Below are 15,135 nucleotides of genomic sequence, written 5' to 3'. Positions count from 1 at the left end.
CCTGCGTTTGTTGGATTCCGCCCGTACCTGGGTCCGGTTTATCGGGACCGGGATCGTCGGAGAAGCACGACGGCTTTTCGCCGGATCGATTTCCTACGGCTCGCTGCGGTGTTGCAGCCAGAAGAGACGATGCGGAGAGGGAGAGGTCGCGAGGCGGGAAAGTGCTGGGGCGATATGGTCAGTGCGACGCGCGGCGCCGGGGCCGGTGATTATTCCACGGACATTCCCGAATCCCGGCTTTCGGACTGCGGTCGAATGGGGGAGCTCGACTCATTTCGCCAGATATCGACCAGCGGTATCGTGGTCGCCGTGACCGCGACATTCTCTGATTCTGGCAAAAGCCCGCAGAGTGCGGCAATCCCAGTCCCGCAAGCGGCGATAAGGGCTAGCGCGGCAATGGCGACGATGGTTGTCGTGCGAAACGACCTCGGTTCGGCTGCATCCGGAAAATGGCGCATCATGTCTTGCTCCTGTTCGACGTAGCCAACAAGTGCAATGACCATGCCGACGGCCATGACTACCTTGCGCGAACGAGCACGGGCGGGGCTGCTGCCCGTTGTACGCCTCGACGCGGGTGGACGGCGGCAGGCCTCGATGTTGGATATGCACGAACACTCTGCAAGCGCTGGTGTCGGAGTGCCGCTTTCGATCCAACGCTGCGCATCCAGAAAAGTACGCGGCGGCCGTCCATCCGGACGGCCGCCGCGACGACAGCGTAAAGAAAAGTCAGTGATCGACGATCAGGAAATGACGGTCAGGTGCGAGACCGAAGCCGAAGTTACAGCCCCCGATCCCGCTCCGCGACAGGATCTACCGACGTCGTCGTCCAGTACGGATCGCGGTTGTAGTACTTGTGCATCTGGGTACCCCAGGTTTCGTCGGCCATCGACGGCCAATGATCCTTGTCGAAACCCGGATCGTCCTTGATGCGCTGCGCGGTGATATCGACGCGGAATACCTTCTCGTCCGTATCGAGCGTCAGCGCGCTCCATGGGATGGCGTGCAGGTTGCTGCCCATCCCGAGGAAGCCGCCCTCAGACAGCACTGCATAGGCGACGCGCCCGCTGCGCACGTCGAGCATGATGTCCGAGATCTTGCCGACGTGTTCGCCATCCGAAGAGACGACCTTGTTGCCATCCAGCGTTGCCGCGGCCATCACTTCGGGCCCGGGACCTTCGCCCACGCCACCGCCGACGATGCCTGCGCCCCCACGTGCCGGGTTCATTTTCGGGTCAAGTGTGGTCATGATTTCCTCCTTTGGAAGTCCACGGGATGCATAGCGCATCCGGCGTGCCTGTCCGTTCGGACCGCGCGTCATGGGCCGACGTTCGTGTGTGCGTCAGTTGGCGAGCGAGTCGCGAGAAACGTGGCGTAGTTTTAGCTGTATGGGGTAATCAGCATCGTGTGTCGATTGAACCGGCGCGCGGCAATGCGAACCCCGAAGCGAGAATGAACATGGACGCCCTGAATCTGAGCCAGCCCGAACCTGTTCCACTTCAACAGCTAGCGCCGACGACGCGCAAGACCGTCGAATATCTCTACGCGACGATGGCGCTCGGCGGGCGCGCCGTGCGCGCCGACGTGCCCATGCACGATCCATCGTTGCGCTGGTGCCTGCTCGAATACCGGATCGACGACGACGACGTGGGCCGCGAGTTGTCGCGGTATATCTCGCTGAGCGCGCCGAAGGCGATCGTCGCGGCGCGACGCGCGCTCGCGGATGCGAAGGCCGTGCATCCGGGCGACCTCAGCACGCTCGAACTCGATTTCGACGATGCCGAACAGCGCTGGACGAATGCGTGCAGGCAAAAAATTCAAGCACTACGCGTCAAGCTGACAGAGATGCGCGCGCACACTGCGCCCGACGCGGATGAGTTCGTATTGTCCGGGCGTGGTGTCGAAAGTGGCGCGGTCGATATCGTCGCCAGCACGCGGCTACTCGCGCCACACTATTTCATCTATCTCGCTCCCGCCGGGAGCATGGCGAGCGGTAGCGGGCAAGTCGAAGTCGCGAACGTTTCGCAGATGACGCCTCTGCCACAGTGGCAACTGTGCGCGCGTAACTACATCGGCGGCTGGCTGCATGAGGAAAACGTGGAAGTGGAGGTGGCGGACGTCGCCTTGTGCGGATGGCCGTTGCCCGCGTTCCGGCGCTGGATCCAGGGCGTCGCCGCGTTGCGGCGCAAGCTGTCCCGCGAAGAAGGCTCGGCGGTTCCGGGCGACTGCGTGCTCGCGGCAGGCGAAGGCTTCTGTCTCGTGATGGACCTGCCGACCTTCGCCGCGCACAACCTGCCGCAGGACAGATAGCCGCAGCAACAGCGGAGATCGCGATTTCGGCGCGACGGGAAAGCGTATGATGTGTGTTGCATCGGTCGATGCATCACAAGGCATCTTGTTGTCGCTCCCGATACGAGGCCCCATGAGACACGACGATCGCCCGCACGATGTCGCCGATTCCGGTGGCGAGGCGCATGCGGAGTCGACCTTCGCCGCGCTCGCGGCGCCGCTCGTCGATGAAGCGCTTTCGCAAAGCGCATCCATTCACGCCGACGCTTCGCCGGAATCGCTGCATCAGCTGCGCGTTGCGCTGCGACGCTTGCGCTCGTTGTGGTGGGCGTATGGTCCGCTGCTCGACAGGCAGGAAAACGCGCGGCAGCGCGCGCTGTACCGCTTTCTCGCCGATGCCGCCGGTAAGACGCGCGACTGGGACATCCTGCTGGAACTGCTGGCGAGCAAGACGAACGAAACCAGTGAACCGGGTGAAGAGGGCGCGCTGCGCGCCGCACCCGCCTGCCTGCGCGAAGCACGCGAGCGCGCGCTTGCCGCGAGCCGCGAGACGCTCATCAACGCGGACATTCGCAACGTGCTGCATGGTGCACTCGCAAGCACATCGAAGGAATTGAACTCGGCGCCCGAAAGGCACGCATTGCAGAAGTTCGCGGCAAAGCGCGTGCGCGCCGCCGAAAAATCGCTGCGAAAGCGGATGGATAAGGCGTCCCGTGCGAAGCCCGCCGACTACGATGCGCTCCACGACGTGCGCAAGGCGGGCAAGAAGGTTCGCTATCTGATCGAGCTTTTCGGCCCTGTGCTCGATGACGTCGGCCACGACCACACATTGAAGCGTCTCAAGAAACTGCAGCAGTGCTTCGGCGAGCTCAACGACGTGACGGCAAGCATTGCGCTGTTGCGCGAAAACACCGGTCTGTTCGCCGACGAAGCCGAGGCGCGCGCGGCGCTTGCGCTTCTGAAGGAGCGTCGCAAGGCACGCCGGCGCGAGGCGGTGCAGCTGTTGCGCGAAACATAGCGGGCGCTGCACATCACTTCAGGCGGGCGGCACCATTCGCGAAACCGTATATACTGTTTATACCGTTAACGAGGAAACACGATGAGCACGCCGCGAACCAAAGAACCCACCAAAAAGGCCTACCACTTCCCGAAGAGCGCGAAGGAACCGGCTGCCGAAACCAAAAAGCCCGCAGTGAAGGCATCACGGACTTCGGAAGCGAAGAAGGCAGCGACGGTCGAGCAGGCGCCCGTAGTTGCGCCGGAAGCGGCAGGCGCGAGCCCGAAGGCCACGAAGACGACGAAGACGACGAAGACCGCGGGCACTGTGAAGGCGGCGAAGAGCGCAAAGACGGAAAAGGCAGTCAAGCCCGCCAGCAGTGCAAGTTCTGCTGCGAACGCGACCCCTGCGAAGGCGCCTAAGGAAGCCAGGGCCGTCAAGACAGCGAAGACCGCGCCGGCATCCGCCGCCGCTCCCGAAAAAAAGCCGCGTGCGAAGAAAGAGAAGGAAAAAGTGGTCCGCGACAGCTTCACCATGCCGAAATCCGACTACGCGAAGATCGCCGAACTCAAGCAGCGTTGTCTCGACGCGGGCATTTCCGTCAAGAAGAGCGAACTGCTGCGCGCGGGCCTGAATCTGCTCGCCGTGTCGCCCGCCAAACGCCTGATCGCGGCCGTTCAGGAACTCGAAGCGGTAAAGACGGGACGTCCCGCGAAGTCATGACCCCGCGTGGCGGCCGCGCGTGCCGCCGCGATGCCGGAGAGCCGTTCGCGCCCGGCCGTTCAGCGCGGATAGCGCTCCACGAACGCCGTATGCATGCGCTTGAGCAGCGCGATATACGGAAGGCGTTGCGCCGACATCATCGACGATGCGGCGAGGGCGTTCGTCTCATCCCACAGGCGCTCGAACTTGTCGCGGGCGACGTCGGGCGGAATGCCGGACGTCGGCCGATCCAGAAAGTCCTTTTCGATTTCGTCGGCGCGGCGGGGTGGCCGCGCTGCCGACCCGGTCGGCTCGTTATCGGTCGGCTCGTTATCGGACGGATCGGAGGACACGGTTGTTTGCCCGCTAGTTCATCGATCTCAGGAACCGCCAACGCTGGTCCATGCTGTGCAGCAGCGCGATATAGCTGAAGGCGGTATCGCTGTCGTCGCATGACTGCGCGGCGTCGTTGACTTCGTTCCACAGGGTTTCGAAACGTGCGGCTGCTTCGGGCCGGCTCAGCGGCTGCGCGAGCAGCTCGGAAAACGCAAACGACAACTCCTCTGCGCTGCGCCGCAGAGGAAGCAACGAACGACGCGAAAGATATCTGTACTTCAAGAGGTCCCCAGCTGGCTTGCGTGGGATGCGCGCGAAGCGGGCGCTGCGCGCGCCGTCCGGCCCAAGCCCTTTTTTGCGACGATGCGACGATGCAAGGCTCGTCGCGCGTTCGGCGGCGATGCATGCGTGACGGGCCGTCACGAGGTCCGCCGCATATGACGACGATGATACAGCCACGCGACGCCCACGCGGCAGCGTTCAGCAATGATCTTTTGATGAACGGCAGGTGTCAGTCATCGTCGTGCTGGGCGCGTCGCGCGGGGTGCGCGCGCGTGCCGTTCAGCGCGAGACGACGGCGACCGTCGCGATGCCGAGCACGGTCATGACGACCGACGCCGCCACGTGAATCGCAATCTCCCCAGCGGCCCAGTTGAGGCGGCCTTGCTGCAGGTGCTGGACGACTTCCGCGGAGAACGTGGAGAACGTCGACAGGCCGCCCATCAGGCCCGTGATGATGAAGAGGCGCCATTCGGGCGCGATCTGCGGATTGCGCCCGAAGTACGCGACGGCGACGCCGATGATGTAACCCGCGATCACATTCGAGGCGAGCGTGCCGAGCGGCAACGCCGGAAAGAGCGCGTTGAGGCGCAGACCGAGAAACCAGCGAAACAGCGAACCGAGTGCGCCGCCGATACCGACGGCAAGAATGGACAGATACATGAGCAAGCCTGGAAAGCCGAACATCGACGAACCGGGCTGCGGCGAGGCGTGATGCTGCAACGTCCGCAGGTCCGGGCGAAGCAGGCATCATCAGCCACGAGGGCGGTTTAGGAGAATGCCATCTCCGGCGCGCGCCAGTCTAACATCGGCGCGCACGTTGGTACGAAGGACCGGCGGCGCGCCTGATGGCATGTGCCGACCCCGGAAACGCGAGGTTACACCAGACGCCACGGGCTTGCAGTGGTGCGTCAGCCGACCGTTTCGCGTTCCGGCGTCGACGTGATCTTGTGGATCGACAGATCGGCTCCGTTGAATTCGTTTTCCTGGTCGATGCGCAGCCCGACCGTGATCCGGATTACGCCGTAGACGAGCGTGCCGCCGAGCGTCGCGAACCCGACGCCGCCGAGCGTGCCAATCACCTGGGCCGCGAACGACACGCCGCCCAGTCCGCCCAGCGCGTGCAGGCCGAAGATCCCCGCCGCGATGCCGCCCCATGCGCCGCACAGGCCATGCAGTGGCCACACGCCGAGCACGTCGTCGATGCGCCAGCGGTTCTGCACGATCGTAAACATATAGACGAACAGCCCGCCCGCCACGGCGCCCGTCAGCAGCGCGCCGAGCGGATGCATGACGTCCGAGCCGGCGCACACGGCCACCAGTCCGGCGAGCGGGCCGTTATACGTGAAGCCCGGGTCGTTGCGGCCCGCGAGCCACGCGGTCAGCGTGCCGCCGACCATCGCCATCAGCGAGTTGACGGCGACGAGGCCGCTGATCTTGTCGATCGTCTGCGCGCTCATCACGTTGAAGCCGAACCAGCCGACGGCCAGCACCCACGCGCCGAGCGCGAGAAACGGAATGTTCGACGGCGGATGCGCGGCGATACGGCCGTCGCGCGTGTAGCGGCCGTGGCGCGCGCCGAGCAGCATCACGGCAGGCAGCGCGACCCAGCCACCGAACGCGTGCACGACCACGGAGCCCGCGAAGTCATGGAACGGCGCGCCGAGCGCCTGCGTGAGCCAGGTCTGGATGCCGAAGTGGCCGTTCCAGACGATCCCCTCGAAGAACGGGTAGATGAAGCCGACGAGCACGAAGGTCGCGAACAGTTGCGGGTTGAACTTCGAGCGCTCGGCGATGCCGCCCGACACGATCGCGGGAATTGCGGCGGCGAACGTCAGCAGGAAGAAGAAGCGCACCAGCGCATAGCCGTTGTGCGCGGCGAGCGTTTCGGCGCTGCCGTAGAACTGGACGCCGTAAGCGATCGTGTAGCCGATGAAGAAATACGCGATCGTCGACACCGAAAAGTCGACCAGAATCTTCACCAGCGCATTGACCTGATTTTTCTTACGGACCGTACCCAGTTCGAGGAACGCGAAGCCCGCGTGCATCGCGAGCACCATTGCCGCGCCGAGCAGAAGAAAGAGGGTATCGGTGCCGGTTTTCAGACTGTCCATCCGTTTGATTCCTGCGATGCGCAAAAAGCGGGCATCGAATGCAAGAAGTGGGCCAAATGGATGCGCTAACGCGTGTTGTCGGTGCGATGCTGCACTGGAATGGGCCGATGCCGCCTCGAAGCGTTTCGATTACTCCACCTTCCCGGCACGCGCGCCGCGATATCGGCACATTAAGTGTGCATGAGCGCGAAATCGGGGCATGCAAATATCCCAAAAACGGGCATATACCTATGATTTGCTTGCTATTTCCATACGAATCAATAACGCGGTAATTGGCGCGCCAGCGCGGCGGAACGCGCCCTGAACATGCGCCACGCCCGGCGCCCGCGATCGGCTGCCTCCTGCACCAGCTTGGCGACGCGCCCGCCGGGTTGCGCTTTGTCATGAACTGCAATCGCCGACATAATGTGCCGTCCCCGGCGCGACCCGCCGGCTTCCGACTCTCCCGGCGCGCGCATGAGACTGACGACCAAAGGCCTGCTTCTGATTGCGATCCCCGCTGTCTTCGAACTGGCATTGCTGTCGGGTCTCATCAAGGCGCAGTCGGATGCCGAACAGGCCGAGCGCTGGAGCATGCATAGCGAGGATGTGCTGCGGCAGACAGCCAGCATTCTCGCGCCCGTGCTGCTGGAATCGGTGCGGTTGCGCGGCGCCGTCGTCAGCGGCACACGCGATACCTCGACGCCCGTGGCGTTCTGGATGGACGTCGACCGTCGCATCGACCGGCTCGCCGAACTGGTCGCCGACAATCCCACGCAAGTCGAGCGCGCCGCGCAGATCCGCCAGGCCGTGCAGATGTACCGCCAATGGTCGGACCGCGTGCAGGACCTGATCCGCTCGGGACGCCGGCGCGACGTGCTGCAGCGTTTTCGCGACCTTGCCGGAACCGACGTGCTCGACGGCTTTCGCGCGCAGATCGCGGCGTTCCAGGCGCAGGAGCGGCAGCTCGATTCGGTGCGTTCGGCCGAGGCCGCGGCGGCGCGGGAGCGGCAGCAGTCGCTGATCGTCGCGGCCGTGCTCGGCTCGCTGGTATTCGTCGCGATTGCGTTCTGGGTGTTCGCGCGCCGCGTGCGCGGCCGGCTCGCGCTGCTGTCGGACAACGCCAGCCGGCTTGCCAGCAACGAGCCGCTGGCGCCTCTCACGCCCGGCAACGATGAAATCGCGCGGCTCGATCTGACGCTGCATATGACCAGCCGCAAGCTGCTCGAAGCGGAGCGCCAGCAGGCGCGCTTCCAGTCGGATCTCGGCCGCCACGCCGCCGAACTCGCGCAGACCAACGAAACGCTGCGCCAGCAAACCCAGGAAAACGAGACGTTCATCTATAGCGTGTCGCACGATCTGCGCGCGCCGCTGGTCAATCTGCAGGGTTTCTCGAAGGAACTGACGCATGCGTGCGACGATCTGCGCGCCGCCCTGCGCCAGTCGTCGCTGTCGACGCATCAGCGTGAGCATGTCGAGCGGCTGATCGACGAGGACATCGGCGAGGCGCTGCATTTCCTGCAGACGGCGGTATTGCGCGCGTCGCACATCATCGACGCGTTGTTGCGGCTATCGCGCGTGGGCCGCGTCGAATACCGGCGCCAGCAGGTCGAGGTGCGCGACATCGTGCAGCGCGTGATCGACGCGATGCAGGCCACGATTCGCGATCATCGCGCGCGCGTCATCGTGCAGGCGCTGCCGCCCGTATGGGGCGATCCGACGGCGCTCGAGCAGATCTTCGCGAACCTGATTGGCAACGCGATCAATTATCTGAGCCCGGAGCGCGCGGGCGTCGTCGAAATCGGCACGGCGCCTGCGCCGCCTGGCGTGCAGACGCTGCGCATCTTCTATGTGAAGGACAACGGCATGGGCATTCCGGAAATCGCGATGCCGCGCCTGTTCAATGCGTTCCAGCGGCTCCACGGCAACGTGGCGGCGGGCGAGGGGATCGGTCTGGCGCTGGTGCGACGCATGGTCGAGCGGCACGGCGGACGCGTGTGGGCGGAATCGACGGAGGGTGTGGGAACGACGTTCTACCTGTCGTTGCCGGATGCCGCCGCACCGTCGCGCGACGACGAGGACGATGCCGCGACAGCGGGCGATGGACAGGCGTTGCGGGCGGACGCGCGATAGCGCGCGGTGTGCCCGCCCGGCGCTCAGGAGGCGGAGAACAGACGGCGCGGCTTGAGCATTCTGCGGCCGCGGATCGACCAGTAGCCGCTCGCGACGATCAGCAGCAGCGCGCCCGTCAGGATGGCCGCGGGTGCGACGTGAAGGGTTTTCGAACCCAGTACGAACAGGCCGCGCGCGACGATGAGAAGTGCGGTCCAGAACGACAGTACGGCTTGGGCGAGCAGACGCATGCCGGTGAAGCGCCGCGCGCGGCTTTCGATCGACCAGTGCGCCGGCGCGCGCGAACAGAAGAATGTCAGCGAAATCAGCGCGACAGCGAGAATAATCACCCAGTTAGTGAGATCCATGATTGAGCCTTCCAAAGTCAACCTGCAACTCTAGGGGGCCGTACCCATCACGGGTATCAGAGAAGTCTCAAACAGGATAGACAACACGCAAGCGCGTCTGATCGACAGGCCGGGCGCTGGTCCGACCTTGACGCGGGTCAAAGTTCGATACGCGTGCCGAGCACCACGAGGAACTGGCGCAGCCATTCTGGATGCGCGGGCCACGCGGGCGCCGTGACGAAGTTGCCGTCGGTGACAGCCGCGTCGACGGGAATGTCCGCGTAGTCGCCGCCCGCCAGCTTCACTTCGGGCGCGCACGCGGGATACGCCGAAATGCGTTTGCCGCGGATCACGTCGGCGGCGGCGAGCAGTTGCGCGGCGTGGCAGATCGCGGCGATCGGCTTGTTGCTTTCGGCGAACTGGCGCACGAGGTCGATCACTTTCGCGTTGAGCCGCAGATACTCCGGCGCGCGGCCGCCCGCGATGGCGAGCGCGTCGTATTGCGACGGATCGATCTCGTCGAAGCTTGCGTTGAGCGTGAAGTAATGGCCGGGCTTCTCGGTGTACGTCTGGTCGCCTTCGAAATCGTGAATCGCCGTTTTCACGCGCTCGCCCGCACGCTTGCCGGGACAGACGGCATCGACGATATGGCCGACTGCCTGCAGTGCCTGGAACGGCACCATCGTTTCGTAATCCTCGGCGAAGTCGCCCGTCAGGAACAGAATCTTCTTTGCTGCCATCGCATGCCTCCAGTGGTTGAGGGAACACGTCGAACGTCGGCCAGTCTACCCTGGGGTCGTCGACAACATCGCAAACGCATGACCGATCCTATTCCATTTACCTTCCGCCTGTTCCGGCCCGCTGACGCCGCGCCGCTCGCTGCGCTTTTTCACGATGCAGTGCTGGCCGCCGCGGGCTACGACCCGGCGGCGCGCGAGGCATGGGCGTCGGCCGCCGGCGAGGTCGCCGCGTTCGGCGCGCGGCTGGCGCGCGGCGTGACGCTCGTTGCCTTGCGCGGTAGCGCCCATGCTGGGTTCGGCCAACTGCATCCGGCCGATCACATCGAGATGCTCTATGTCGCGCCTGCCTTTGCGCGACAAAGGCTCGCGGCGGCGCTGCTCGCGCGGCTCGAAGCGCGGGCGCGCGCTGCGAACGTGCTGACGGTGACAGCCGATGTCAGCATCAGCGCGAGGCAAGCATTCGAGCGGGCGGGCTTCGCGGTGAACGCGCAGGAGTCGGTCACGCGCAACGGCGTATCATTGAGGCGTTTTCGCATGATGAAGCCGCTCGCAGCGGCTCGACCAAAAGTATGAAACCACTCTCACGCCATCCGCTCGTCCGTACTACTGCCTTTGCTGTCATGCTGCTCGCTGGCCTTGCCGCCTGCCAGAAAAACGATGCATCGGCGGGTCAGGCGTCGACGAAGCTCAACGATCTTTCCCAGCAGGCCGGTCAGAAGCTTGACCAGGCTGCAAGCTATGTCGGTCAGCAGGTCGACGCCGCGAAGGCCACGGCGCAACAGAATCTCGACGCGGCCGCATCCGGCCCGTCGATCAACCTCGACCCGAACGCGCTCGCGTCGCAGGCGAGAGCCAATCTGGACAACGCTGCCAGCGCGACCAACGCTGCTGTCAACAAGGCGATGGGCTCGACGGGCGCAGGACTTGAAACGGCGGGACGCAAGCTGCAGCAATGGTCCAACGAGGCATCGACGACCAGCGCGCAATCCGCGCCCACCGAATCCAGCGACGCCCAGAAACAGATGGACAAATAAGCCCGCGCTTGACCGGCGTGTGAAGTGTAACTATGATGATTACACATCGCCGCCGGCTGATGCGATGGGATTCGCGCGTCTGATGCGCATCGGATGATCTAGCGTTGTGAATACGAGTAGCCGATTTGCCTTTGCGGTTCATGTGCTCGCCCTGCTGTCGTTGCAGGAAGGCGTGCCGTTGTCGTCGGACATGATCGCGGGAAGCGTGAACACGAATCCCGTGCTGATCCGGCGTCTGCTGGCGATGCTCGCGGAAGCGGGCCTCACCACGTCGCAACTGGGCGCGGGCGGTGGGGCGCTGCTGGCGGGCGAGCCCGAGGACATCACGCTGCTCGACATCTACCGCGCCGTCGACGATGCGCAACTGTTCGCCATGCATCGCGAGACGCCGAATCCCGCGTGCATGGTCGGGCGCAACATCCAGACGGTGCTGACGGGCATCATCGGCGATGCACAACAGGCGCTCGAAGCGTCGCTGGCGTCGCGCACGCTGGCCGACGCGACGGCCGACGTCGTGCGCGCGGAACGGGCGCGCGAACGCAAGCGCAAAGCCGCGACGGGGTGAGCGCTGAACGCAGTCGTAGCACGAAGCATCAAGCATGAAGTGCGGGGCATCGCCCCGATTTTTTTAAACAAATATGTAATCAACATAGTTACATTTAAGCGGAAGGAACATTGACATGAGCAAGACACTGAAGATCGCGCTGTTCGGCGCAACGGGCATGATCGGCTCGCGCATCGCGGCGGAAGCGGCGCGGCGCGGGCATCAGGTGACGGCTTTCTCGCGCAATCCCGGGCGCGCACCTGCCGATGTCGCGAACCTGAAAGCTGCGCAGGCCGACGTGACGGACGCGGCGAGCGTCGCGGCCGGGGCGCGCGGACACGATGTCGTCGCGAGCGCGTATGCGCCGCCGCAGGACAATCTCGCGCAGATCGACAAGGCGACCCGCGCGCTGGTCGAAGGCACGCGCGCGGCGGGGATCAAACGTCTGGTCGTAGTGGGCGGCGCGGGTTCGCTCGAAGTGGCGCCCGGCAAGCAACTGGTCGACACGGAAGGCTTTCCGGATGCCTACAAAGCGATCGCGCTGGCGCACCGCGACGTTCTCCCCATCCTGCGTGCCGCCAGCGATCTCGACTGGACGTTCTTCGCGCCCGCCGCGCTGATCGCGCCGGGCGAGCGCAAAGGCACGTTCCGCACGGGTGCCAACGCGCTGATCGTCGATGCGCAGGGCAACAGCAGCATTTCGGCGGAAGACTACGCCGTTGCGTTCGTCGACGAGCTGGAGCAGGGCCGTTTCGTTCATCAGCTTGCGACTGTCGCATACTGAGGGCTTCGAAACGTCGCCGGGCGCCGCGCATCCGCCGCGCGGCGCGCATGAGCGACTGTCGCGCCGCCGCGCAAGTGCACTAACATTCGGTTACGCATCGGGGAGCTTTCCCTCGACGACACCCGCTAAACTTGGCGTCTCCCGTTCCCATGCAGATTGCTTGCATAAAAGTCACGGATTGCCATGAAGTCATGCCTCGCGCGGCGTGAATCGCAGGCTGCGCCGTCATCCGGCGGGCTTCTGGCGATTGACGCTGTTTTTCGTGCTTTTTCCCAAATTTTTTCACGCGCCGGAGCATGCCGCCGGGCGCGGTCGGGCGGACTCGTGTCCGCCTTATGTCTGTGCCTGTGCCTCGCGCTTGCTGGCGCGTGTCTCGGCGTGCCGGGCACCGCACGCGCCGCGGGCGCGGCGACGGGCACGCCGATGATTCCCGCGCTGCAAAGCCTGATCAATAGCGCGACGGTTTCGACGGCGGCGCCCGCGTCGGGCGCGTCGGCGGCGGATGCGGCATCGGCGCCGTCGCCTGCCAGCCAGGCCGAGCTGGAGAAATCGCTCGACAGCGTGATCACGACGCTCGACAGCGACCGCCAGCGCACCGCGCTCGTCACGCAGCTGAAAAAGCTGCGCGACGCGACGAAGACGGTCGGGCCGCCCGTGTCCGCCAGCGCACCGTCTAGCGCCGGTCTGCTCGGTGCGATCGCTGCGGGCATTGCATCGTTCGAAACCGACGTGCAGCAGGGACGCTCGCCGCTCAACTATTGGTCCGGCCGCTTCAACGCGGCGGGCAACGAAATCTATACGATCGTCACGAGCCAGGGGCGCGAGCACTTCGGCCGCGTGCTGCTGAACATGATCGCCGTGCTGGCGGGGTGGGGCGCGTGCGCGGCGGGTCTGATTTACCTGCAGCGCAGGATTCACGCGCGCTTTGGCATCGTCGTGCGGCTCGATCCGAATCCCACCACGCGTGAACTGCTGATCTTCGCGCTGCGCCGCGTCGGGCCGTGGATCGTCGCGTTCGTCGCCGCGCTGATGTTCGTGCGCTCGATGCCCGATTCGCTCGGCCGCACGATCGCGATGGTGATCGCGTATGCGATCGTCGCGGGCGCCGTGTTCTCGGCGATCTGCCTGATCATGTTCTCGCTGTTCGGCTCGGGCCATCGACGCGCCGCCGTGCGCGCGCTGATCGAGCAGGCGCGCCGGCCGTTGTTCGCGATCGGCATCTGCAGCGCGCTCGGCGATGCCGCCGTCAATTACGACGTCGCGCATGAACTCGGGACGAATCTCGCGGCGCTGGTGTCGACCGTCTCGAACATGACGGCGGCGGTGTTGACCGCGTACTTCGCGCTCGCGTTTCGCCGTCCCGTCGCGCATCTGATCCGCAATCGCGCTTACGAACAGCGGCACGATCACAAGGCCGCTACCGACGGCTTCGAAGTGCTCGCGTCGCTCTGGCACGTGCCGATGCTCGTGCTGGCGACCGCTTCCGTGATCGCGACGATCGGCGGTATCGGCAGCGGCGAGAACGTGTTGCAGATTTCCGTCGTGACGGCATTGTTGCTGGTGCTGGCGTTCTTCCTGTCGGCCATCGTGCTGCGCGTGACGCGCCCGCGCAATACGCGCCGCCGGCGCCGTTCGCCCTATCTGACGCGGCTGTTGCGTTTCGCGGGCACGCTGATCACGCTGTTCGTCTGGCTGGCGTATTTCGAATTCGCGTCGCGCCTGTGGGACGTGTCGCTCGCGCAGATCATCGAAGAAAGCGTCACGGCGCGCGGCATCGCGCACGCGCTGACGGCGATCCTGATCACGGTGTTCGTGTCGTGGCTCGTATGGATTCTGATCGACACGGCGATCCAGGAAGCCGTCAACCCGAGCGGTCCGCGCAACAAGTCGAAGAACCCGAGCATGCGTGCGCGCACGATGCTGCCGCTGGTGCGCAACGTGGTGCTCGTCTCGATCCTGACCATCGCGGGCATCGTCACGGCGGCCAATCTCGGCATCAACGTGACACCGCTGCTCGCGGGTGCGGGCGTGATCGGTCTGGCGATCGGCTTCGGCGCGCAGTCGCTGGTGAGCGATCTGATCACGGGCCTGTTCATCATCATCGAAGACACGATCTCGGTCGGCGACTGGATCGACATCGACGGCGGACACGCGGGCACGGTCGAGTATCTGTCGATCCGCACCGTGCGGCTGCGCGACGGCCAGGGCGCGATCCACGCCATACCGTTCTCGCAGATCAAGATCGTGAAGAACCTGTCGCGCGATTTCGCCTATGCGGTGTTCGAAGTGCGCGTGCCGTTTTCCGCCGATGTCGACGAGGTGACGCAACTGATCCGTGCCGTCGGCGCGGACCTGATGGCCGATTTCCGTTACCGGCGCGAGATGCTCGGCCCCGTCGAAGTGTGGGGGCTCGACCGCTTCGACCCGAACTGGATGGTCGTCAAAGGACAGATCAAAACCCGGCCGCTGCAGCAGTGGAGCGTGGCGCGCGCTTTCAACCTGCGTCTGAAGCGCAAGATGGACGAAGCGGGTATCGAGATTCCCGTGCCGCAGATGCGCGTGCATACGTCGAGCGGCGACGAAGTGGGCGAGATGTTGCGGGACGAAGAGCACGCGCACCGCGCGGACCACGCGCGCGAGTCCGCGACGGGCACGACAATGGGCACGACGGCGCCGTTCAGGCCGAAGAAGGGCGGCCCGATGCCGCCCGCGCGCGACGTGTCGCACGAGCCGCGTCCGGCGCCGCCGTCGACGGGGCAAACGGCCGCCGTGCCGCCGCAGATTCCAACGGCGGGCGACGGCGGAAAGACGTGACAGAGAAGGAAGGTTCTGGCGAGAAAGGCGTCACGCATTCCAGCGTGACGCCTTTCGTTTGATGCGT

Annotated in this window: 17 protein-coding genes and 1 riboswitch; of the genes, 9 read left to right on the top strand and 8 right to left on the bottom strand. The window is 65.0% G+C overall.

All coding sequences use genetic code 11. The features are described from left to right. Positions 1–209 precede the first annotated feature (209 nt). On the bottom strand, positions 210–515 hold the full coding sequence (locus C2L66_RS09690) for a hypothetical protein (RefSeq protein WP_224100259.1): 306 nt from the start codon (positions 513–515) through the stop codon (positions 210–212). Between the two features lie 263 nt (positions 516–778). Beyond that, the gene (locus C2L66_RS09685; RefSeq protein ID WP_054930230.1) at positions 779–1,246 is read right to left on the bottom strand and encodes a PRC-barrel domain-containing protein; all 468 of its coding nucleotides are present in this window, start codon (positions 1,244–1,246) and stop codon (positions 779–781) included. A gap of 209 nt (positions 1,247–1,455) precedes the next feature. On the opposite strand from C2L66_RS09685, the gene C2L66_RS09680 reads away from it, so the two are divergent. From C2L66_RS09680 to C2L66_RS42345, 3 genes are all read left to right on the top strand, one after another. Continuing rightward, positions 1,456–2,307 (top strand): hypothetical protein, encoded by an 852-nt coding sequence (locus tag C2L66_RS09680; protein ID WP_233444903.1) that lies wholly within the window; start codon positions 1,456–1,458, stop codon positions 2,305–2,307. 112 nt (positions 2,308–2,419) lie between these two features. Next, positions 2,420–3,304 carry a CHAD domain-containing protein gene (locus C2L66_RS09675; RefSeq protein WP_054930231.1) on the top strand — a complete coding sequence of 295 codons (885 nt, stop codon included), beginning with the start codon at positions 2,420–2,422 and terminating at the stop codon, positions 3,302–3,304. An 81-nt stretch (positions 3,305–3,385) separates the two neighbouring features. Beyond that, a complete protein-coding gene (locus tag C2L66_RS42345) occupies positions 3,386–4,006 on the top strand; it encodes a hypothetical protein (protein WP_060600361.1) in 621 nt (206 codons plus the stop codon). Between the two features lie 59 nt (positions 4,007–4,065). On the opposite strand, the gene C2L66_RS09665 is transcribed toward C2L66_RS42345, so the two are convergent. The 4 genes from C2L66_RS09665 to C2L66_RS09650 all read right to left on the bottom strand — a co-directional run bounded on the left by C2L66_RS09665 (position 4,066) and on the right by C2L66_RS09650 (position 6,714). Next, a complete protein-coding gene (locus tag C2L66_RS09665; protein WP_060600363.1) occupies positions 4,066–4,338 on the bottom strand; it encodes a hypothetical protein in 273 nt (90 codons plus the stop codon). A gap of 13 nt (positions 4,339–4,351) precedes the next feature. Continuing rightward, the gene (locus tag C2L66_RS41590) at positions 4,352–4,780 is read right to left on the bottom strand and encodes a hypothetical protein (RefSeq protein WP_233444902.1); all 429 of its coding nucleotides are present in this window, start codon (positions 4,778–4,780) and stop codon (positions 4,352–4,354) included. Between the two features lie 102 nt (positions 4,781–4,882). Then, positions 4,883–5,263, bottom strand: a complete 381-nt coding sequence (gene crcB, locus C2L66_RS09655) for a fluoride efflux transporter CrcB (protein WP_060602608.1) — start codon at positions 5,261–5,263, stop codon at positions 4,883–4,885. 74 nt (positions 5,264–5,337) lie between these two features. Continuing rightward, positions 5,338–5,398: riboswitch (Fluoride riboswitch) on the bottom strand. A gap of 113 nt (positions 5,399–5,511) precedes the next feature. Then, positions 5,512–6,714: an ammonium transporter gene (locus C2L66_RS09650; protein ID WP_054930233.1), complete on the bottom strand. Its 1,203-nt coding sequence runs from the start codon at positions 6,712–6,714 to the stop codon at positions 5,512–5,514. 456 nt (positions 6,715–7,170) lie between these two features. Here C2L66_RS09650 and C2L66_RS09640 point away from each other — a divergent pair, with 456 nt between their 5' ends. After that, positions 7,171–8,826, top strand: coding sequence for a sensor histidine kinase (locus tag C2L66_RS09640; RefSeq protein ID WP_060600367.1), 1,656 nt, complete (start codon positions 7,171–7,173; stop codon positions 8,824–8,826). 23 nt (positions 8,827–8,849) lie between these two features. Here the strand turns inward: C2L66_RS09640 and C2L66_RS09635 are convergent, their stop codons facing one another. After that, complete coding sequence (locus tag C2L66_RS09635) at positions 8,850–9,173, bottom strand: hypothetical protein (RefSeq protein WP_054930237.1); 324 nt, start codon at positions 9,171–9,173, stop codon at positions 8,850–8,852. A 137-nt stretch (positions 9,174–9,310) separates the two neighbouring features. Continuing rightward, on the bottom strand, positions 9,311–9,892 hold the full coding sequence (locus C2L66_RS09630; protein WP_054930238.1) for a DJ-1/PfpI family protein: 582 nt from the start codon (positions 9,890–9,892) through the stop codon (positions 9,311–9,313). A 78-nt stretch (positions 9,893–9,970) separates the two neighbouring features. On the opposite strand from C2L66_RS09630, the gene C2L66_RS09625 reads away from it, so the two are divergent. The 5 genes from C2L66_RS09625 (at position 9,971) to C2L66_RS09605 (ending at position 15,068) form a co-directional block, all read left to right on the top strand. Next, positions 9,971–10,465 (top strand): GNAT family N-acetyltransferase, encoded by a 495-nt coding sequence (locus C2L66_RS09625; protein WP_060600369.1) that lies wholly within the window; start codon positions 9,971–9,973, stop codon positions 10,463–10,465. A gap of 47 nt (positions 10,466–10,512) precedes the next feature. After that, the gene (locus tag C2L66_RS09620) at positions 10,513–10,926 is read left to right on the top strand and encodes a hypothetical protein (RefSeq protein ID WP_054930240.1); all 414 of its coding nucleotides are present in this window, start codon (positions 10,513–10,515) and stop codon (positions 10,924–10,926) included. Positions 10,927–11,032: 106 nt separating this feature from the next. Next, positions 11,033–11,491: an Rrf2 family transcriptional regulator gene (locus C2L66_RS09615; protein ID WP_060600371.1), complete on the top strand. Its 459-nt coding sequence runs from the start codon at positions 11,033–11,035 to the stop codon at positions 11,489–11,491. Positions 11,492–11,606: 115 nt separating this feature from the next. Further along, positions 11,607–12,254, top strand: a complete 648-nt coding sequence (locus C2L66_RS09610) for an NAD(P)-dependent oxidoreductase (RefSeq protein WP_060600373.1) — start codon at positions 11,607–11,609, stop codon at positions 12,252–12,254. 183 nt (positions 12,255–12,437) lie between these two features. Beyond that, positions 12,438–15,068: a mechanosensitive ion channel family protein gene (locus C2L66_RS09605; RefSeq protein ID WP_060600375.1), complete on the top strand. Its 2,631-nt coding sequence runs from the start codon at positions 12,438–12,440 to the stop codon at positions 15,066–15,068. The last annotated feature ends 67 nt before the right edge of the window (positions 15,069–15,135 follow it).

Origin of the sequence: Paraburkholderia caribensis (assembly GCF_002902945.1) — a bacterium.
GTDB lineage: Bacteria > Pseudomonadota > Gammaproteobacteria > Burkholderiales > Burkholderiaceae > Paraburkholderia > Paraburkholderia caribensis.
Note: the sequence above shows the minus strand (reverse complement) of the source record. Positions and strands in the feature narration are given on the sequence as shown.

Excerpts from the sequence above, each read along its gene's own strand:
- C2L66_RS09605 (WP_060600375.1), top strand. The coding sequence starts at position 12,438 with ATGAAGTCATGCCTCGCGCGGCGTGAATCGCAGGCTGCGCCGTCATCC.
- C2L66_RS09685 (WP_054930230.1), bottom strand. The coding sequence starts at position 1,246 with ATGACCACACTTGACCCGAAAATGAACCCGGCACGTGGGGGCGCAGGC.
- crcB (WP_060602608.1), bottom strand. The coding sequence starts at position 5,263 with ATGTATCTGTCCATTCTTGCCGTCGGTATCGGCGGCGCACTCGGTTCG.
- C2L66_RS09635 (WP_054930237.1), bottom strand. The coding sequence starts at position 9,173 with ATGGATCTCACTAACTGGGTGATTATTCTCGCTGTCGCGCTGATTTCG.
- C2L66_RS09680 (WP_233444903.1), top strand. The coding sequence starts at position 1,456 with ATGGACGCCCTGAATCTGAGCCAGCCCGAACCTGTTCCACTTCAACAG.
- C2L66_RS42345 (WP_060600361.1), top strand. The coding sequence starts at position 3,386 with ATGAGCACGCCGCGAACCAAAGAACCCACCAAAAAGGCCTACCACTTC.
- C2L66_RS09620 (WP_054930240.1), top strand. The coding sequence starts at position 10,513 with ATGCTGCTCGCTGGCCTTGCCGCCTGCCAGAAAAACGATGCATCGGCG.
- C2L66_RS09675 (WP_054930231.1), top strand. The coding sequence starts at position 2,420 with ATGAGACACGACGATCGCCCGCACGATGTCGCCGATTCCGGTGGCGAG.
- C2L66_RS09640 (WP_060600367.1), top strand. The coding sequence starts at position 7,171 with ATGAGACTGACGACCAAAGGCCTGCTTCTGATTGCGATCCCCGCTGTC.
- C2L66_RS09610 (WP_060600373.1), top strand. The coding sequence starts at position 11,607 with ATGAGCAAGACACTGAAGATCGCGCTGTTCGGCGCAACGGGCATGATC.
- C2L66_RS09625 (WP_060600369.1), top strand. The coding sequence starts at position 9,971 with ATGACCGATCCTATTCCATTTACCTTCCGCCTGTTCCGGCCCGCTGAC.
- C2L66_RS09630 (WP_054930238.1), bottom strand. The coding sequence starts at position 9,892 with ATGGCAGCAAAGAAGATTCTGTTCCTGACGGGCGACTTCGCCGAGGAT.
- C2L66_RS09690 (WP_224100259.1), bottom strand. The coding sequence starts at position 515 with ATGGCCGTCGGCATGGTCATTGCACTTGTTGGCTACGTCGAACAGGAG.
- C2L66_RS09650 (WP_054930233.1), bottom strand. The coding sequence starts at position 6,714 with ATGGACAGTCTGAAAACCGGCACCGATACCCTCTTTCTTCTGCTCGGC.